Annotated in this window: 15 protein-coding genes; 7 read left to right on the forward strand and 8 right to left on the reverse strand. The window is 36.1% G+C overall.

Going from position 1 to position 20,713, the window contains the following annotated elements; all coding sequences use genetic code 11:
• Positions 1-438: 438 nt before the first annotated feature.
• From ACQKIM_RS04435 to ACQKIM_RS04455, 5 genes are all read right to left on the reverse strand, one after another.
• Positions 439-1,239 (reverse strand): alpha/beta hydrolase, encoded by an 801-nt coding sequence (locus ACQKIM_RS04435; protein WP_427539650.1) that lies wholly within the window; start codon positions 1,237-1,239, stop codon positions 439-441.
• Positions 1,236-2,228, reverse strand: a complete 993-nt coding sequence (locus ACQKIM_RS04440) for an ABC transporter substrate-binding protein (RefSeq protein ID WP_427539653.1) — start codon at positions 2,226-2,228, stop codon at positions 1,236-1,238. Before ACQKIM_RS04440 ends, ACQKIM_RS04435 begins: the two co-directional genes overlap by 4 nt.
• A gap of 45 nt (positions 2,229-2,273) precedes the next feature.
• Positions 2,274-3,461 (reverse strand): helix-turn-helix domain-containing protein, encoded by a 1,188-nt coding sequence (locus tag ACQKIM_RS04445; protein ID WP_427539656.1) that lies wholly within the window; start codon positions 3,459-3,461, stop codon positions 2,274-2,276.
• 35 nt (positions 3,462-3,496) lie between these two features.
• Positions 3,497-5,128 (reverse strand): AraC family transcriptional regulator, encoded by a 1,632-nt coding sequence (locus ACQKIM_RS04450; RefSeq protein WP_427539659.1) that lies wholly within the window; start codon positions 5,126-5,128, stop codon positions 3,497-3,499.
• A 98-nt stretch (positions 5,129-5,226) separates the two neighbouring features.
• Positions 5,227-6,183 (reverse strand): ABC transporter substrate-binding protein, encoded by a 957-nt coding sequence (locus ACQKIM_RS04455; RefSeq protein WP_427539662.1) that lies wholly within the window; start codon positions 6,181-6,183, stop codon positions 5,227-5,229.
• Positions 6,184-6,498: 315 nt separating this feature from the next.
• Here ACQKIM_RS04455 and ACQKIM_RS04460 point away from each other — a divergent pair, with 315 nt between their 5' ends.
• The 6 genes from ACQKIM_RS04460 (at position 6,499) to ACQKIM_RS04485 (ending at position 15,711) form a co-directional block, all read left to right on the forward strand.
• Positions 6,499-7,668: an MFS transporter gene (locus ACQKIM_RS04460; RefSeq protein WP_427539665.1), complete on the forward strand. Its 1,170-nt coding sequence runs from the start codon at positions 6,499-6,501 to the stop codon at positions 7,666-7,668.
• Between the two features lie 124 nt (positions 7,669-7,792).
• Positions 7,793-8,791 (forward strand): helix-turn-helix transcriptional regulator, encoded by a 999-nt coding sequence (locus ACQKIM_RS04465; protein WP_427539668.1) that lies wholly within the window; start codon positions 7,793-7,795, stop codon positions 8,789-8,791.
• Entirely contained in the window at positions 8,788-10,386 is a 1,599-nt protein-coding gene (locus ACQKIM_RS04470) for a helix-turn-helix domain-containing protein (protein ID WP_427539671.1), read from the forward strand. Before ACQKIM_RS04465 ends, ACQKIM_RS04470 begins: the two co-directional genes overlap by 4 nt.
• Positions 10,387-10,487: 101 nt before the next feature.
• Entirely contained in the window at positions 10,488-11,426 is a 939-nt protein-coding gene (locus tag ACQKIM_RS04475; protein ID WP_427539674.1) for an ABC transporter substrate-binding protein, read from the forward strand.
• A gap of 274 nt (positions 11,427-11,700) precedes the next feature.
• Positions 11,701-13,617 (forward strand): AraC family transcriptional regulator, encoded by a 1,917-nt coding sequence (locus tag ACQKIM_RS04480; protein ID WP_427539677.1) that lies wholly within the window; start codon positions 11,701-11,703, stop codon positions 13,615-13,617.
• 165 nt (positions 13,618-13,782) lie between these two features.
• Complete coding sequence (locus tag ACQKIM_RS04485; protein ID WP_427539680.1) at positions 13,783-15,711, forward strand: AraC family transcriptional regulator; 1,929 nt, start codon at positions 13,783-13,785, stop codon at positions 15,709-15,711.
• Positions 15,712-15,784: 73 nt separating this feature from the next.
• Here the strand turns inward: ACQKIM_RS04485 and ACQKIM_RS04490 are convergent, their stop codons facing one another.
• Entirely contained in the window at positions 15,785-17,008 is a 1,224-nt protein-coding gene (locus ACQKIM_RS04490; protein WP_427539683.1) for an MFS transporter, read from the reverse strand.
• A 346-nt stretch (positions 17,009-17,354) separates the two neighbouring features.
• Between ACQKIM_RS04490 and ACQKIM_RS04495 the strand changes: the two genes are divergently transcribed.
• Positions 17,355-18,185 carry an ABC transporter substrate-binding protein gene (locus ACQKIM_RS04495; RefSeq protein ID WP_427539686.1) on the forward strand — a complete coding sequence of 277 codons (831 nt, stop codon included), beginning with the start codon at positions 17,355-17,357 and terminating at the stop codon, positions 18,183-18,185.
• A gap of 64 nt (positions 18,186-18,249) precedes the next feature.
• Here ACQKIM_RS04495 and ACQKIM_RS04500 read toward each other — a convergent pair whose 3' ends face one another.
• Positions 18,250-19,197, reverse strand: a complete 948-nt coding sequence (locus tag ACQKIM_RS04500; RefSeq protein WP_427539689.1) for a helix-turn-helix transcriptional regulator — start codon at positions 19,195-19,197, stop codon at positions 18,250-18,252.
• Positions 19,198-19,357: 160 nt separating this feature from the next.
• A complete protein-coding gene (locus ACQKIM_RS04505; protein ID WP_427539692.1) occupies positions 19,358-20,659 on the reverse strand; it encodes a hypothetical protein in 1,302 nt (433 codons plus the stop codon).
• Positions 20,660-20,713: the final 54 nt, after the last annotated feature.

The raw sequence follows: 20,713 nt of genomic DNA on the forward strand, positions 1-20,713 counted from the left end.
AAAAGCCAAACAATTGTAGAGAGCTATGGTTGTTTGGCTTTTATTTATAAACTTTAATTTGTTGGCATTGAAAAAAAACTTAACAAAAAAGCTATATGAGAGAGTAATAAAGTGTGAGTATCAGACATTAGTATTGATTAAAATATTGAAACATCAAAATTCATATATCACTTTTTTATTGATAATTATTATCATTTATAATGCAAGGTAGTAACGATTTATGGGTATAGAAGACCATTATTGCTATGGAATCATGCGTTAATAAAGGTACAGATATTCGCCGTAGGATACTGAACATTGAGGAATCTTTGAACATACAAAGTTCCATCGAGTATGTTTATCGTTGTCACGGAGGAGATGCTCAAATACGACTTCGTTATACATGCTATAAATAACCCCAAGTGTGGAGAAATCGTCACTTGGGGTTTTTCATCGTCATTAGGTATATAAAAATCGAGGGAGTCGGCTAAGCATACAGGGAAGGACGCTAACATGATCCTCCTCATCGAACTTCACAAAATCGGTGTGAATGTTCTTGTCACTTAAACGCTTCATTCGTTCTGCTGCTTGCTCAGCTCCTTCAAGCATATCGGGCAGTTCATTGGCACCAATTGTGAGCAGGAGATTGATAGCATGATTACCAATCCAAGTTTCACTGAATCTATCTATTTCTTTTAACACAGCATTGTTAGCCCACCAAACAGAGGGACTTCCAGCTACGATGTGCGTGAATAAATAAGGTCTTGCACATAAAGCATAGAGAGTGAAAAGACCACCTAATGAATGTCCCACAATGGCTTGTTTACTTTTATTAATGGGCCATTCCTTTGCCACCGTAGGCATCAGTTCATGCTCAATAAAATCTAGAAAATCATTCGCCTTGCCATTAGGAGGCCAAGGTGTATCATCAGGACGTGGTGGCAGACTTTCTTCACCTACAGGCAGTGTAAAATCATGGCAGCGTCGTTCCATATCAAATGGTTCCTTTGAGGGATAGCCAATACCTATAACAAGAATGGGATTGAAGCCTTTTGGTTTTCTTGTTTGTAACTTTACTGCCTCTGCAAGCGTTGGAAAAAGTGCATCCCCATCTAAGGCGTAAATCACAGCATAGCCATCTGCTGGTGGCCCATCTGCTGGTGGTGCAATCAAAATTCGATAGTCTAATTGTTGTTGGGAAGTCATCGCGTTTTCAAAATAGCCTTCTGATACATAGGGTTTTTTTGTCATTGTTTTCATGGTGTTAAAAACTCCAATACATCATCTATGACTTTTCCTTGTGCATGAATGCCCCCATTTAGCCAATAATCTCCTGATGTTTCGTATACTTGATTGTTTTTGAAGGCAGCTGTACTTTGCCAAATTTTACTTTCCTTAAATTCCTTTAAAAAATCATCTCCAAGATTACCATCATTGATGAGGAAAATATATTCTGCATCAAGCTCTGGTAAAATTTCTAATGACACCTCGAAGGCACCATTCTTCACTAAACTGCTTTGTTCAAAGCCTAATTCATGTGTTAATACATAACCACTGAAATACTCATCAGTCATAAAGAACATACCTTTCGCATTAAAGCGAATTAAGGCCACCTTTTTCCCTTTAGTAATGGTAGCTAGCTTCACTTTTGCAGCGTCCACTTTTTCTTGATAACTTTGTAATGCTAGCTCAGCCTTATCTGGTTCATTAAGTAGCTGCCCTAATTCTTTAATAGAACCTTCTAAATCACTTGCTGCATTTTTGAACACATATGTTGGGGCGATTTTTGCATATTTTTCATATGTGCCATTTTCAACATAAAAAGAGTTGTGCAAAATAATTAAATCTGGTTTGTTAGCCATAATTGCCTCGGCAGTTGGGGGACCACTTGCAAAGCTAATTTCTGGCACACCTTGTAATTGATTTTGCAAATAGAGCTGTGGCTTAACGCCATTTGACCATTGCATCATAGGTTTTATGCCTAAAGCAAGCAGCGAATCCTCCATGACAGGCGCAAATATTTTTGTCGGCTTAGCAGGTAATGTCACGTCATTTCCAAGCTCATCCTTTATTGTTAATGGATAAACCTCTTTTTGCTCCTTCGTGCTTTCTGGGGCTGCCTGTGTTTCTACCTTATTACTTGATTGAGCATTGCAGGCAGTAAGTACGCCAATAACAAATAATAAAGAGGCTAACACAAAGACAGGTTTAAAAATTGTTTGACGGTGATTATGACAGTTTTCGTTCATTGTTCATCAAGGTCTCCTTCTGCTGATAATGATTCTCAAATAGAATTATAATTCAGTGCTAGATAGGATGCCATGGACGGGAGCAGGAAAGAGATTTGGATTTTTTCCGGTCAACATTAACAATGTTTCATCTAACATTCGATTAATGGCAATAGCAGAGTACTCAAACCAAGGATTCGATGGCAAAACATAGACATGTCCATTTTCTATAGCCTGCAGCTTCTTCCAACTGTCAAGGTATTGTAAAGTGAGCCAATAATTTCGAGTTGCCGCATCAGGGCAAATGATTAATAGCAAACGGTCTGGGTTTATGTCTAATAGTTGTTCAAGGGTAATAAGCTCGTTACATGTTTGTTGCTGAGCATCAATTGGATGAAGCTGTAAATCTGTAAAGAGAACATCTTTAATTCCTTTATTACAATAAATAAATAATTGATCTCCACATAATCGAAGTACAGCAAAAGTATCCTTTTCAACAGCTCGTTTGATCTCTAACTTTGCCTGCAATGCTTTTTGCTCATACGTTTGAATGAAATATTTACAAGTGCTCTGTTTGTTGATGATGTCAGCTATTTCTATTAACTGAGTTTTCCAATCCTTTGCCTTAATAGACACATTTTTGACGCCAATTGATTCAAGCCAATTTAGCATGGATAGGGATGGTTCTTCCTGAAAAATATGAATATCTGGCTTTGCAGCCGCTAGTTTTCTGAAGTTATCCTCTGATTCTGCATCAAATATATTTAAATGCACATGAATTTGATCCTGGTAATGGTTGTAATAATATGGACTCCATTTAGCATTGAGTGGCGCTGCGACAGGTATTATTCCTAGTGCTAATAAATTTCCAGTAGTGGTTACAGAAAAGGTAGAAATTCGCTGGCGAGCTATTTTGCTATAAGAGGATGGCGAAACTCCAACCTCCTTTTTAAATTTTCGACTGAAATAAAACTCATCACTGTAGCCAACCTTTCTAGCAATATCACGTAACAATAAGTCAGTATCGCGAAGTAATTGTTTTGCATGTCCAATGCGTAGCTCTGTTAAATAATCAGTAGCACTTTGGCCGAATGCCTTTTTAAATGCCTCACCAAAATAGTTGGAACTGAGACCAGAAATGAAAGCTAAATGATCAATCGTTAGAGGCTGATGATGGTTTTTCGCAATATAATTTCGAATATCCTTTAAAGATATTTGAGTTGTCATCATATCTGTAGCACTTTCCGTTTTCATGTTAACAAGTCACCTCTTATTTGTTAGTGTGAAAATTACTTTACATTAACCAATAGCTTCGGTAATGCACCTAGTAATTTCTCTCTTGTAAAGGCATCGCTGTAATTCCATTTTGTTGCGTCAATTAAATAAGCATGGTTATTTCGAACAGCAGGGAGTTCTTTCCAACTATCACTATTGAGCAATTCCATAGTAGCTATTTGAGATTCATGCTTGTCAGATAATAGCATAAAGATTCGATCTCCAGCGTACTGAGGTAAGTGATCTATTGGTATTTCCTTATAGCCTCTTCCTGCTTGTAGTAATTTTTTAACTTGTCTATGAGGCTGGAATCCGCATGGATGAAAAAGCGCAGGAGATAGACCTGTACAGCCCATAACAAATAGACGTTTACCATGGTCAAAAGTAAAAACTGTAGCTGTTTCACCAGGCTTTACAACCTTTTGTAGCTGCTGCCACATTGTATTTTCTTGAAGTCTAAAATGTACTAGCCAATCTTCTGCTTGTTGTTTTTGGTTAAGCCACTGCCCAAGTAGAAGGATACGTTCATCTAAAGAATCCCATGAATTTAATGTAATGGTTGGAGCAATAGACGATAATGCCTGATATTGCTGCTCGTCATTATTTGTAAAGATAATTAAATCTGGATTCAGCTTTGAAGATTTTTCAACGTTAATTGGAAATGCCACATCTTGCACATAGGGAACGTGGTTTTTATAAAATGATTTACTAATAGATTTTTTGTCACCACCTATGGGCTGTACATTAAAAATCAACATATCCCCAAATGTTTCCCCATGATAAATAATTCGGTGGGGTGAGGCAGGAATTTCTACTTCATGCCCTGTCCAATCTTTAACAATAGTCCTTTGCTTATATTGACGAGCAAACTGCTTTGGTGGAATGCCAACAATCTGTCGAAAGCGGCGATTAAAATAATATTCATCATCAAATCCAACCTGTTGAGCAATATCTTTTAAAGGTTCATTTGTTTGCAGTAGTAATTCCTTTGCGTTTTTTAGGCGTAGATTTGTTAAATAATCCAATGGTTTTTTCCCTGTTAAAGTTTGAAAGATTGCACTATATTGCCATTGAGCTATATGTGCTAATTCAGCAAGTTTTTTAACGGTTAAAGGCTGCTGATAATACTTATGTATATAATCGATTGTTTGTTCAACAGCCTTTGTAATATTTACTTGGTAATCCATATGAAGCTGATGTTCAAATAATAAATGTAATAATTCATACAAGACTACTTGTTGCTTAAGATAATCCGATTGAGACTTCATATTATACAAATCTTCGGTTAGCCGAATAAAGCGGGTAGTAGGGTATAACGTATATTCCACTTGCTCAGAAAAAATAGGTCCTACATATGGAGAAGGTCCTTGTACTAACTGAAAAACTGAAAAGGAAATTTTATAGAAACGAAAACCTTTAGTTAAATCCGAAAAATCAATCATTGAATGAGGCTGTATAAGAAAGATCTTACCTTTAGTCACAAGATAGGGAATTTCATCAATCGTTAATGTCCCACAACCATCTGTAAAAAGAATCATAGTATGATAGGAGGTTGAAATAAACGGATAGCTCTGAGAAATACAGTCAATAGCTTCTAAATGAAAAAGTAATTCTTTGGTAAAAGAAGTTGAATTTTTGTCTTCCATTAGTGGACTTCCTTTCTAAATGAAAATCATTATCAATTAACTGTATTGTATAAAAAGTAAAGAGACATTTCAACAAAGATGAAATGTCTCTTTACTTTTTATTTTTTTAGCATATTTGGTAGTTCAGTTAGTAGCCATTCTCTAGTTGAGGCATCGCTATCAGCTTTTCGAATGTCAATTGTGTAGACATGCCCATTTTTTACAGCAGGGAGCCCCTTCCAAATTGGACTTTCCATCATTTCCTTTGTAGACTGTTTCGCTTCATCAGGTACTGGCGTAAGGATAAAAATTCGATCTCCTGCATACTCAGGAAGAAGCTCTGTGGAGATTTCAGCAAATCCTGTCCCTTCATCTAGGATTTGTTGTATTTTGTCGCCAGGCTTTAAGACATTTGAGTCGTAAATAACCTGTGAAAGCCCTGCACGTGCCATCACAAACAGTCGATCCCCAGGATAGTAGGTTAAAACAGATGCAGTTTCATTTTCTTTTAAAACTCCTTCGTCAACTAAGGATTTCCACATTGTATCTGCCTTCGCTTTATAATTGCTGAGCCATTTTTCTGCTTCTTCCTTCTTGTTTAATATATCTCCAAGTTCTGCAAAACGTTGCTCTAAAGGTGCAAAGGTATCGAATACAATGGTTGGTGCTACTTTGGATAGCTGTTCATAGATCTTTTCATCTGAAGTTGCAACAATAATAAGGTCTGGTTTTAGTTCAAGTGTTTTCTCAATATTGATTGGGAAACCGACATCCTCTACATTTTGTACCTCTTTCTCCCATGCATATTCAGTAATCCAGGAGAAGCCTGCACCTACTGTTTGGGCATCTAACGCGACAATGTCACCATAGCCCTCGCCATGATAAATCACTCGCTTTGGTTCTAGTGGGATTTCCACCTCATGATTTAAATAGTCTTTATAAACACGTACATTACTTGCTGCTGGTTGTTCTTCCTCTTTTTTGGATGCTTCATTTTTTGAGCTACAAGCAGCTAGTACTAATCCTAAAGTTAGCAATACGCTACAAAGAAGCATATATTTATTAAACGTTTTCATACCTAGTCCTCCGAAATAGTAGTTAATAGATAATGAGAATCATTATCGACAATAGTTAGCATAATAGAGCACATTAACTTTCACAATGGAGAAATTAAAGAAGTACATTTAATTTTTATCCAAAATTTAATTGATTATCATGTAGGATTTGGAAATAAAATCCGTCTAACCGTTGAAATATCCGCCAATTGGTGGAGAACGATATTTAAAAAGATTAAACTAACCATGTTTTAAGTGATAACTATTATCAATAAAAGAAAGATTAATTACATTTTAAGGTAATGTAGCTATTAAATGAACTAGGAGGGAAGGGAAATGAGAAATTTTTGGCTGTTTGTTACAACTGGAATGTTATTGATTGTAACAACGACAGGGTTTGCACGTATGGCCTATGGTATTATCTTACCCTTTATGCAGCAAGGGCTTTCATTGTCAACAACACAATCTGGGTTATTAGGAACAATGCTCTTTCTAGGCTATCTACTAACAGTAGGGCTTTCAGGAATGCTAACAATGCGCATTGGTGCAAAAAATGTTCTGCTCGTTGGAGGAGGTCTTGTTATTTTAGGATTGGGAGGTCTAGTATTTGTCACAGACTTTTGGTTGGCTGCCATCACTTTGTTCTTAGCAGGAGCTGGAAGTGCGCTTGTTTATACACCTCTACTATCCATAGCCGTTAGCCTATATCCAAAAAAACGGGGCACTGTGATGGGACTGCTAATGAGCGGAGCTGGTATTGGGATGCTATTTTCAGGCTTACTCGTGCCATTTATGCTAAAGCAATTTCCAGAGTTAGGCTGGAGGGGCGCCTGGTTAATATTTGCAATCATGACCATTGTAGTAGTGTTGTTAGCTTTTTGGGTGATAAAGCAACCGCAGGCTACAGCTGACAAGGATACAACTGGGAATAGTAACACTACTTGGCGAAGTAAGGAGCTATATATGATTGCAGGTATGTATTTTGCAATTGGACTAGTCTATCTTATCCCTAATTTATATCAAACAAGCTATATGAAAGAGCTCGGTATCTCAACTGCTACAGCAGGCTCCATCTATGCTATTGCTGGCATCGTTTCTATTGGGGGAGCTCCATTTTGGGGAATGTTGGCTGATAAAATCGGTGTAAAGAAAGCCTTGATAGCAGCATTGTTATTATCTGTTATAGGAGATCTCCTTCCAATTATGTTAGAAAATACAGGAGGATTTATATTATCCTCCATCATATGGGGCTCTTCACTTGGAGGAGTTCTTGTTTTGATCCAAATGAAGGCTAGCCAACAGGTGGCATCCTCGTATGTAGCAGCTGCTATAGGTTTTATTTCCATTTTCTATGCAGTTGGTCAAATGATGGGACCAGGAATTGCAGGCTGGCTTATTGAGTATGCAGGAGGATTTAAAATGGCTTATAGCTTTGGTGCAATCATCTTTCTCTTTACACTACTCCTGTCAACAGTTCTAAAGGGTGAAAATATACAGGAACGATAAAGCCTCTGATGAATGTAATTATGCTGGGGCGAAATTGATAGCTAAAAGTAACTCCGTTTGCTATACTTTGGTTAATTATTGATAATCATTCTCAATGAAGAGCTGAAGGATGGTGACAACCTTTATGAAAGTTGATTTTCATCAAAATTTTATTCATTTTTATCATGCATTAGAAATACTGAATCCACAGGAAATATCACAGGATAATATGGCATTTCAGTCAAATGTAAAAGCTGGAGCTATTCATCGACTTAGCCCTCGTCAGGATTTGGAAGTGGTCGTTTCTGATTATTCATTTTATAAAGAGCATCGAATGGATATACTTACAGCCAAGCCTATGGTAGAAGTAAGCTTCTGTCTACAAGGAACAAGGGGAGTTCGAATTTCGGATTGTGCCTATGAAATAACTGCAGGGACATGTTCATTACAATTTATTGAACAAGTAGAAGCAAGTTTTTTATTCAATAAAAATGAATCTTATCAAATGGTTGGTATTGGGATTCCGGTTTCAACCTTTAATCGTTATATGAATAAGATTGATGGTAACGATGGGAGTTTTATGAATTTTCATGAAGTTCTTAAAGGTGCCTCCTATCGCCTGTTTCAGGAAAAAATTGATGCTATTGATACGCTTATTTTGCAACAAATGTTGCATGCTATTGCTGCTAAAAAAATGACAAATTTAGAGCTTGAATATACTGTTTTACAATTGTTAATGAGAACATTTCAAACTTTTCTCAACCAGCCAATCAATTTAACGGAATTTTCAACTAGTGATAGGGAAAAGATACGTCAAGCACAGGTTATAATAATTGAAAATATGATGAATCCACCATCCTTAATGGAATTGTCGCGTTTAATTGGATTAAATGATTTTAAATTAAAAAAGGGCTTTAAAGAAATGTTTGGCACAACAGTATTTGGCTATTTACGTGAGAAACGTTTAGAGAAGGCAAGTTATTTACTGCAAAACGGCTCAATGAATGTAACAGAGGTTGCCAATGCAGTAGGCTATTCCAATCCAAGCCATTTTGCTGCAGCGTTTAAGGGGAAGTATGGAATAAATCCTAGAGAGGTATTAAGGAAATTCTCTCAGCCATTTATCAAGGGGAACAATTTATGAAAAACGTAGAAGATCAGCTTAAAATGTGGGAGCAGAGTGATAGCCTACTTTCCCATATTTTTTATCAGCCTATACAAATACTTCATTTAGAAGATATGCAAGATACCTATAAACACTCTTCCTCATTACCATGTATCATCATCGTTTATGATGGCAATGTTAGCTATACTCTTCAAAATCAGCAAATTGAGCTTCATGCCAAAACCATAATATTTTGGGATCATATTAGTGATTTTTATATTCCCAATAATCGTAATGTGAGTGGAATAGTCATCGAGTATCGCCCGTTTGGAGTAAGAGAATCCAGCTTGTTTCAAGAAATCACCATGATTCAACATTGTTCCCATAAGATTATGAGTCTAGCATTGGAAATAGAGAAGGAAGCAAGGGCTATTAAAAAAACACATCCATTCCGCCTACAAAAATTATTCGCCGATTTGTTAGAGAAGCTTTATACAGAATTAAATGAATCTATACAGCAAAAAGAAGAATCATGGATTGAAATTGCACTAGAATATATTCATTTACATTTTCATGAGGAATTGACCCGTGAGCAAATGGCGGATAAAGCTCAAGTGAGTCCAGAACATTTTTCGCGCACATTTCTTAAGCATACAGGTTATCCATTTACTAAATACTTAACTTTACTAAGAGTCCGTGAATCACAAAAGAAGCTATTGTATGAAATGCCGAAATTAGATGACCTTGCGGGAGATGTTGGCTATCGAGAAGGTACCTATTTAAGCAGGAAATTTAAACAGCTCGTAGGTGTATCGCCTTCAGTCTATTATCAAAAGCCGAAACGTGTCATTGCCCTGAACACAAATCATACAGCATGCTTATTAGCTCTTGGGATTATACCTGAATTGGGTGTATTTTCACCATATATTGAGAGCTTAAAGCCAGTTCCTACTGTACATAAGCTAAAGGGCTATGAACATGATGTTGCCACAAATTATCAGGAAATTATAGCGGCATGCCCAGATGTCATTATTAACTACAGTGGTGAAAGAGAGAGAAAAGCATTGCTTTCGCTTGCACCTGTATTCGAGCTTCCATGTATGCAGTTAAGCTGGCGAGAACAGTTTCGCCTTATCGCCAATATTGTTGGCAAACAGGAATTAGTTGGAGAATGGCTATATCAATATAATGAACAGATAGCGGACTGTAATAATATCCTCGATCAGCGGATTGGTCAAAGAGGCACTGCAATTGTCTGGGAAATAGGTAGCAATGCAGCCTATTGTCTAGATAGTAGCTATGGTAGGGGAAGTCAAATATTATATGATGATCTAGGGTTTAGTCGACCGAATTCAATTGTTGCTCAAAGTATTAGGGAATCTGGTTTTTTTCCAGCAGAAATTGAAGAGCTTGTTTATTTTCCAGCAGATCATATTTTTATCACGGCTATACCTAAGCATGATTTGGGTAAAAAACGCCTTATGCAGTTGCTACACTCAGAACAATGGCAGTCAATGGAGGCTGTACGTAAGAAACAAGTGTATTTTATCAATCAGTATGAATTATTTTATGGTTATGACCCATTGTCTACAGCAGCTCAGTTGGAAGAATTGATGAGAGTATTGACATCATAAAAGTGCATGGTGACAGATCACTTTCATACATGGACATTTATAGTATACTCTTCTACAATGAATGAGAATTATTATCATTTAAGCTGTATGGAGGGATAAGATTGCTATTACAAAAAAGAAAAATCATTGCTTCACTTTTTCTTGGGTTACTGCTTTTATTAGCTGCTTGTGGGAATACGACAACCTCAACCACTACGAATAAAGAGAGCAAATCAGCAGATACAAAAAAGGTACAAACTATGAATGGAGAGATTGAAATACCCATAAACCCGAAGCGTATCGTTGCTGAAGAATATATTGCTACTTTAATCGTCTTAAATGTAAAGCCTATAGGTGCACCAGGATTAACACTTGAAAATTATTATTTAAAGGATGCCTTAAAAGGAGTTGCAAGCATTGGAACTTATGGAAAGCCGTCCACAGAAAAAATTATAGAATTAAAACCAGATTTAATTATTACAGGAAATGGGGATAATTATGAAGCTTTAAGTAAAATTGCTCCAACTGTTGTGATTCCTTATGGTGAATTAAAAGATGCACATGAAGAACTTACATACTTTGGTCAATTACTAGGCAAGGAACAGGAAGCAAAGGACTGGCTAGCACAGTATGATCAAAAAATTGCTGATGCTAAAGCACAGGTGGATGCGATAATCCCAGCGGATGCAAGCTTTTCAATTATTGAAGATGCGGGTAAAAAACTGTATGTTTATGGTGATAACTTTGGTCGTGGTGGACAGCCAGTTTATCAGGCACTCGGAAGAAAGCCGCCTGCAAAAATTGCGGATGAAATTATGGAAAAGCAGTGGGCAGAGATTTCAGAGGAAATGCTAACAAAATACGCAGGTGATTATATTGTTTTGACTTCCGATACTCGAACGCTTGAGGATTTTAAGAATGATCCGATTTGGAGCAGCTTACCAGCAGTAAAAAATGATCACTTTTACATCTGGTCAGAGGAACGTTCTTGGTATTATGATCCAACTGCTGTCCTTGCTCAGGTTGAAGAATTAACCAAATGGCTTACAAGTAAAAAATAAGAAAATGGTACTTCCTTGTTGATAAAGCAGGGAAGTATTTTTCATATCACGAAGATATGGTATGTCTACATGTCTAGAATAGAGAGGTTCAAAGAACAGAGTGGAAAATTTCCCGTGAAAATAGAAAGTGACACCTTCGTTGGAACAGACTCCCGTAGAGAAAGCATTCAGAATTTTATTTTAATACCATTGAGAATGTTTATCATTTATAATGATGACAAAAGTAATCACCTAATTTTTCTATGTTTTCATTAGAAAGGTGTGGAAATGAACAATGAAAATAGAGGATCATTTACTTTTGTGGAAATCTGCTTCCCTTCGCATATTTGATATACGTTTTACAAGGATGGAGCAAGATGAACAGCTTGCCTCTTATCGGTTACCTGCAAGTAGTTTCCTATATGCCACTAAGGGAAGGGCCAATGTAATATTGGATGGAAAGAATTTTAAGCTAGAACGTTCTCATATATTACATAGTGGTAAAGGGGGGTGCCTCCATATCAGCCCTGTAGAGGATGTATTTGAATATTACCTAATTCTTTACAAAGCTAGTATGTCTCATCCTTGCAAAACGGAGATACTGACATTAATGGAACGCGATAATCCATTTCAGTTTCAATATGCGTTTCAAGTCTATCATGCATTGACTTTACAGGAAAAACTTGAAGCTATGCATAGGGAATGGGATACACAAGGGGACTTAGAGCATTTTCATGTTAAAGCATTGTTTTATCAATTTGTTTACGAGCTTTTACGACAGCTCTATAAACAACAGGTGCATGTTCATAAACCTGATCTAGTTGAGCAAATTAAAGATTATATTGAAGAATATTATAGTCAGTCAATTACGAGAGAATCCATTGCACAAATTTTAAATTATAGTGTTCCCTATCTAGCAAAGCAGTTCAAACTTAAGACAGGTAGAAGTATTATTGATTATCTCATTCATATAAGAATTCAAAAGGCACAGCAATTACTACTATATACTCAAGCAAGCTTGCAGGAAATAGCCATCAGTGTTGGCTATGAAGATGTTTCCTATTTCATTCGTATTTTTAAAAAATACAATGGGTTAACCCCTGTACAATTTAAACAACAAAATCAGCATAAACGTAATGAATCGTATCGTCCTATTCATCGGCTTTCTTTGTCTAATGACAAGAAGTTACTGCAACATTATATTGATAATGATAATTATTATCAATATATTCAAAAAGGAGATTTACCGATGAATAAGAAAGCAAAGTCTTCTATAATGGCGACTCTATTTCTCTGTTTTACTTTATTCCTAAGTGCTTGCTCCGGTGGTACAGCAATAAATAGCTCTAATGGAGAGACAAAAGCACCAACTAATCAATCAACAGAAGTACAGTCGACAACCAAGATCGTATCTACTGTGAATGGTGATGTAGAAATTCCTATTGATCCAAAACGTATTGTAACAGATTATTATCCAGGCTTTTTATTGACCTTAGGCATTAAACCAGTTGGAACACAGGAGCTTTATATGAAAAGTCCTTACTTAAAGAAGCATAATGAAGGAATTGCTTATTTTGAAGAATCTCTTGAAGCAGTCGTTGATTTAAAACCTGATCTTATTATTACTGGGGACGAGAAGAAATACGAAGCATATGCAAAAATAGCGCCTACTGTCTTAATACCCTTTACTTTAGAAATGAATGCAACATTGGAGGAATTTAGTAGAATTTTAGATAAAGAGGAAGAAGTGAAGGCTTGGTTAGATGACTATAATCAAAGGATAGCAAAAGCCAGACAAACTGTTCAGGATATTGTTGGTAAGGATGAAACAGTTACGATTTTTGCTGGTGGAGCAAAAAATGACATAACATTATACGGTAATGGCTATACAGGGCGATCATTTTATGATGGGCTTGGACTAACTCCACCTGCAAAAGTATTAGAGGATATTGATTCTGAAAAGCCTTGGCTGCAATTATCACCTGAATTGCTTACAGATTATGCAGGGGATTATATTTTTATGGCTATTGATAAAGCTGTGGAAACATACGATTATAAAAACGAGCCAATTTGGAAAACATTAGATGCTGTGAAAAATGACCAAATTTTTGAAATTGATGGATGGAGTTTCTGGTTTTCAGACCCTATCTCTATTTTAGGGCAAATAGAGGAAGTGACAGAGCTGTTAGTACAGCATGGTCAAGATAAATAATCCGCCCCTTTTTAAAAGTAAAAATTAATACGATCACTCAAACATTTGATGGTTTGAGTGATTTTTTATGTAAGAAAAAAGGTAGCATGTGAAAAATTAAATTGAGAATGATTATCAATTATAATAAACTGGAAGGTAGTAATGTACTGGGAGGAATGATATGGGATGCTGTCAAAAGAGGAGTTTATACTTCTTTGGAATCATGCAACGATTAAAGTATTGGATATACGCCGTGTAATATTAAAGCCTGAAGAAATCGGGAATACATATAAATTGCCTGCTAGTATGTTCCTTTATTCGATAAGAGGAGATGCCGAAGTCTCACTAGATTTTACAAAGTATTCGGTTGAGGGCTTCCATCTCATTCATGGAGGAAAGGGGTCTATCCTGAAAATAATTGCTAAAAATGATGGACTAGAATATTATATGATTTTTTACCGTGCCTCCATCCCCTTAACCACTAATAAACTGATAGCAAGAGCTATGCAACAGAATAATCCCTTTAAAACTCAATTCAATCTTGTACCTAACTCACCCATCACAGTTTTTGAAAAAGTACATGCGATGTATAGAAAGTGGAAGAATGCAAATAACCTTGGGAAATTTACTGTTAAATCACTATTTTATCAATTATTAAATGAAATTTTTCTACAATTTTATGGTGGGGATGTAGAGATTCAAAAATGGAGTATATCTGCCCAAATTAAAGCCTATATTGAAGAAAATTATGCACAACCTTTGACCTTAGAATCCATGGGGAAGGCATTAAGTTATAGTCCATCTCATTTATCCATTCAATTTAAGCAACAATTAGGTTGTAGTCCCATTGAATATTTAATACAGCATCGAATTGACAAGGCCACAATTTTACTTGTAAAGACGGATGCGAGCTTACGTGAAATTGCTATGAGTGTAGGATATAGCGATGTTTACTATTTTAGTAGATTGTTCAAAAAAAGAGTAGGTATTTCACCCACACAATTCCGTCAAAGAGAGCAAGCCAGTGGTTTAGTAAAGGATAGTCCTTCAATGTCTGAAAGATACTCCATTGTTGATTTTAGTTTCCAATATTATATTGAGAATGGTTATCAATATAGAGAGAGGAAGTATGAATCAATGAATAAAAGAGGAACTTCAACTATTGCGACACTTTTATTGTGTCTCACACTTTTATTAAGTGCCTGTACTGGCGGAGCTACCACTAATACGGCAAGCGGAGAAAATCAAGCGTCTACCACGCAAACAGAAGCAGCTGCATCTCAGACGAAAATTGTCTCTACTATTAAAGGAGATGTAGAAATCCCGATTAATCCTGAACGAATAGTTGTGATGTATTATACAGGCGATGTGCTAGCTTTTGGTGTAACACCTATTGGCTCTTCAAAAATCCAAGAGGGAGCTGCATTTGAGGAAGAATTAAAAAATACTCAAAATTTAGGTGAATGGTTTGAACCTAATGTCGAGGCTGTGATACAACTAAAACCAGATGTTATTATTGTACCAAGTAATGAGGAGCTATTTGGACAAATGGAAAAAATTGCGCCTACAATCGTCATAGATGATGCAACAACGTCATTAGATCAACGCTTAACAAAGATTGGTGAAGTTCTAGGGAAAGAAAAAGAGGCAAAAGAGCTTTTGGCTAATTTTTATGAAAAAGTAGAGGATAGCCAAGAAAAGCTAAAAGAGGCAAACATTTTAGATAAAACCGTTAGTATTATGGAAGGCGGCAAGGGGAAAATGTCAGTTGTGACAAGCTATACCTTTGGGCGTGGTTCACAAATAATATATGGGCATTTGGGATTGAAGGCTCCAAAAATTATTCAACAAAAGATTGATGATAAAGATAATAAACAGCAGGCAATGGATGTTTCTTTAGAGACATTAACGGATTATGCAGGTGATTATGTTTTTCGTTCATCCTATGAAGGAATGGCAGATTTAACAAAGCATCCAGTATGGGTTAATATTCCGGCTATTAAAGAAGGTAGGTTTATAGAAATAGATTTTGGTTTTTGTTATTACAATGACATTTATTCATTAAATAAACAATTAGATTTCATTGTGGATCGTTTATTAGCCACAACAAAATAAGCATGATAAAAGCTGCTTACTAGTTTTAGTGTTACTAGAAAGGCAGCTTTTTTTAATAGACATGATGAAATAATTATACAAGAGATGCTTTGTTTTCTCTTGCTTCTTTCTTTACAGTGTGGTCAATGACTAAGCCCTTATGTGAAGAAAATACATATATAATTAGTAGAAGACTAATTGTAATGCAAATCCAATAGGGTGTATCTGGATGTATACGATATAACTCTGTTCCAATAATTGGTGCAACTAATGAACCAATTCCAGTAGCAATAGCTGTTAAACCGCCAGCAGCACCCTGATTCTCCTTTCCGGCTGCCAAGGAGATGCCAGTTGTATAACCTGACATTAGAAAACCTCCACCAATGCCAAATAGCATAAAGGCAATCACAAATCCAGCTAAATGATTCCACTCGATTAATAGGACAAATCCTAGTAGAAGTATTGGCAGGCCGATACGTACCAGCCTACGTGGTGAATACTGACGTTTTTGAATAACTGTCATTTGCACAAGTGCCATCATTATACCAACGGCAAACATACCAATGCCTACCCAGATTGCCGTTTCCTTAGCGTTTAATGAAAATCGATCTTGTATAAAAAAACCAGATGTTACTTGAAGCATAACAATCATTGACATGACACTCGTAGCAATAAGTAGATAGGGACGAAGACCACTAGTTGTTAATTTAATTTTAGTGCGTTTATTGGCTACTACAGTCGGCTCTGTTTTAGGAATTTGCACGGCTATCAAAATGACAGCGATTAATGCAAGGATAGCTGTGATAATAACTGGGAAAATTAGATTGATCGTTGATAGAAATGCTCCTAGGGCCGGACCAATAATAAAGCCAATCCCTGTGGCTGCACCTATCATGGCCATACCTGCTGATCTCTCTTGCACAGATGTGAGATCTGCCATCAATGCCTGTGAGGATGATGAAATAGCCGGGAAAAAGAAGCCAAACATAATTCTCGAGCTAAGTAATAGGATGAACACAACATTGATTGGTAATAAATCCTTCATGCCTATCCATCCTAAAAAGGCGAAAAAGGCTAAGCTAAATGAGAAACCAACAAATCCAATCACCATGACCTTTTTCCGACCTATACGATCACTTTGTGTTCCCCAGAAAGGAGCTGCTAGTAATAATACTAAGGCAGCGATAGAAATAACAATTCCAGCATGCCTTTCCTGAAGCCCTATCTCGCGAATTAAAGGTGCAAGAATTGGGATTATAACCCCAAATCCGATATAACAAATAATCATTGATAAAAAGATAACTTTTTTTGGCTGCAAGTCAATTCCTCCTTTATTGATAATAATTATCAATGTGAATTGTATGAGCCGCTACTCAATAAGGGATTTTCTTTAACGGCAAATGGATTTTTTAACAACAGTTTTGACGAAAAAAATCCGTATACTAGTATAAATAATCCCGGAAATGGTAGAAAAATAAAAATTTTTATATAAACTTAATAATGATATTGATTATCATTTTCAATCATTAAGGAGGAATAAATAGATGTGTAGATTGAAAAATTATAAATGTATTTTTGTTTTTCTTTGTTTACTACTCATGGTGACAGGATGTTCTAGGAACATAACAGAAGTAGATATGAAGAAGGAGGCTCCTAATTCTACAGTGGAACAGACTCAGTATCCAAAAATAATTCACCATTTAGAAGGCAGTACAACTATTGATAAAAAGCCCGAAAGAATTGCGACACCCTACATATCCTTTGTAGATTATTTAGCTGTTTTAGGTGTATTTCCAATTGCTGGTCAAGGGATTGGTACTATTCAGAGAAATTTCCCTTACTTAAATGAGTTAATAAAAGATCATACAATTATAGATCTTGGTCAGGAAGTAGATATTGAAAAGGTACTTGCTGTTAAACCAGATTTGATTATTGCAGCTGATGATATGAGCGACAAATACGAACAATTATCTAAAATAGCTCCAACAGTGATTTTGCCACAAGCAGGCGATTGGAGAGAAACATTAATGCAAATTGGTGAAATTGTTGGAGCAGAAGAAAAAGTAAGAGAAGTGCTAGTAGATTTTGATGAAAAAACGGCTAGGTATAAACAAGAACTTAGTAAGCATAGTAATGAAACTGTATTGTTTACAATGTACCAGGGGAAAGAAAAATTTGTCACATGGGATATAGAAAGATTTGAACCCTTTTATAATGGATTAGGATTAAAGCCAGTTCCAGAGGCTGAAAAAGGGGGAACCATAAGTCTAGAAGGCCTAGGTAAACTAAATCCAGATCATATTTTCGTTGTGAATAATTGGCAAACACCAATTGCAGGTGGTGTTCAAAAAGATTTGGAACATAGCGCCGTCTGGTCAAGTTTAAACGCAGTTAAAAATAAGCAAGTTTATTACTTAGATGATCCATCTTTACCTGGTCCATTAGCTCTTGCCAAAATAAAAGGAATTGAAGATATTTATAATGCATTAAAATAGGACAATGTAAAAATTCTCTCAATGATTGAAAAATCTTGAGAGAATTTTTAAGAATGACTATTTTTTATTTTTTTAATATTTCACTAGGGTTATAACCAAATGTTTTGCGAAATAATGTAGCAAAATGACTTAAATTTTGATACCCAACCATTAGCGCTGTTTCGCTGACATTTGCCTTCCCATGCTCTAAAATTTTTCGAGCTTCTACCATACGTAAATCTCTAACATAGCCGAATACGGTTGTACCAAATATTTCTTTGAAGCCATATTTTAATTTATAGTCATTTAAGCCAATCATTTTGGCTAGTGCTAAAATACTTGGAGGCGTTCTCCAGCAGTTGTTTAAAATCTCCTTAGCATGATAGAGAGCATGAATATCAGTTTCATTAAGCTTCGTGGCGGCTTTTTTCTTATTCTCTTCAAGCTCTATTCCGTTTAAATGAAGGGTTAATAATTCAAGTGCTTTTCCCTCTATATAGAGCTGTTTCAGCATGCCAGTATAAGGACAATTCTTTATTTGCTCGATTAGTCTATGAATGTGAGAGGGCTCGGATATTTGCTGACAAAAAAATGACTGCTCAAAAAGATGTTTATTTTCTAATAATAATTGTTTAAAGTGCCTTAAATCTATACGTAATTCCATCATGACTACCTTTTCCTTCGGCGTCAGCTCTGAATATATTTTCGTGTCTTGAACAAATAGAAAATTGGAGGTATTGGCTGCTAAGCTAAATTCCTTGCCATTTGTTCCCCAAAATCCATCCCCAGATAGCGGATAGAACAATTCAAGATGAGGATAACGAACGTCGCAGCTTAAAGATATAGGTTCATTCGTTTGAGCCTGAAACCAATTCATTTCCATCCCTACTCTTAAAAGCTGTCTTTCAATGGTGCCTGAGCCATTATGGATGGGTAAACTATAGGCTTTTTGATTGGACGGCAGAATCAGCTGTCTGCATTCAATTTCGCTATAGAGTGAGTCTAAATCATTTGTATCGATGTTTAAATTCAATTCTTGAACGCTCCTTAAGTAATAAGATATGTTAAAAATTTCTTATTATATCCACTATAAATGAGAACGATTTTCATTGCAAATAAGAATGCCAATAACATGAAGCACGCTAGGTGGATACTGCGCCTAGCGTGCTTTTATTTCGTTTATAAAAATCATTTTAGTTTCTAACAATTTGGAATGTACCAGATGTAGTTGTTTGAATATAAATTCGATTGCCATCAATGGTATAGTCAGCTGGCATTCTCTCTCCGAATTCATCGATCCGAACAATATAGGAGTTGGAAGGTATATTTTCAATAATGATTTCCATATCAGCCTCATATTTAACAGGTTTTTTATTTAATGTTGCCTGGAAATTAATACGATTCAAATTTCGTGTAACTTGAATATCCATCACACCACTATCCTCATTAAGAAGAGTTTCTAGCGGAGGTATAATGACCGTCATATTGGCATTGGTTGTTAGTACATAGCGTTCTGTATCAATTTCAGAGTCAGCCACATTTATTTTAGCTTTATAGGTATTCTTGCTTTTAGTCATCGCCGTAGTTTTACCAGGTACCGCGGCTGTATCGGATAAAGTGGAGGTTTTTGTCCCGTTACCATTCGTAGATAGTGAATATTTGCCGTTTACATAGTCTACTAATGTCCAGACATTTGGAACAAGCTGCTGTTGTACAGGTGTCAAAGCTTCAAATGCTGTTTTCACTGCTTGAACATCCTGAGCAGTGGAAATTTTAGGTGATAGAGCTTTAATGGCATTTTCTACTTCCTTCGCTACGGTTTTATCTTTTGCAACAAGTTGCTCAGCATCTAGTAAAAGCTGCTCAATCCCAGAAGGTAATGAGATGTTCGAATATTTTCGTAAAGCATTCAGCTCAGCTCTGGCATCAGCGACATCTTTATGGAAGTTAGTGCGAGACGAGTTTAATAATTTAATTTTATTGACCACTTTATCTGTAGAAGTATTCGGCAAGATAGAGGATGTCAATGTCTTTTGTGTTTGTGCGCTTACAAAGGTTTTTTGTGCAGCATTCAACGTATTATACCAATCTCTTGTTTCTAAGACATTTTGATAATAGTTTACAGAAGTCGATTCAACAGAAGCTAATTTCTCTTCAATTTGCGCAGCAAGCCTGCGATACGCAATTCTCGTTTGTTGATGATAAGAGAGAGTAGCATAATTGGTTACATATTGTTTCTCGTTTTCATTTAAGGCGTTATAGGCTTTAAGAGCAGATTCTAACGATGTTTGGAAAGAAGCTGTTGTGTTATTGATATTTGAAATAAGCTGAATAACACTCGCGACGTTCGAGTTATAATTTGCAACATTGTATATGTAGGCTGCTGTAGGCTGGTTTGAGAAATCAGCTGCAGCAGCTGTTGTAGTAGATGTCGTATAAATAAGTGAAGGGACTGCAACTAGAGCTAGTAATGCTAGTCTTTTTTTGTTTGTCATAATATAAGAAAACCTCCTATTGGAAAAGTTTGATGGTGAATTAGTTTGAGAAAA

Origin of the sequence: Lysinibacillus sp. NPDC047702, from assembly GCF_050272555.1 — a bacterium.
Classification (GTDB): Bacteria; Bacillota; Bacilli; order Bacillales_A; family Planococcaceae; genus Lysinibacillus.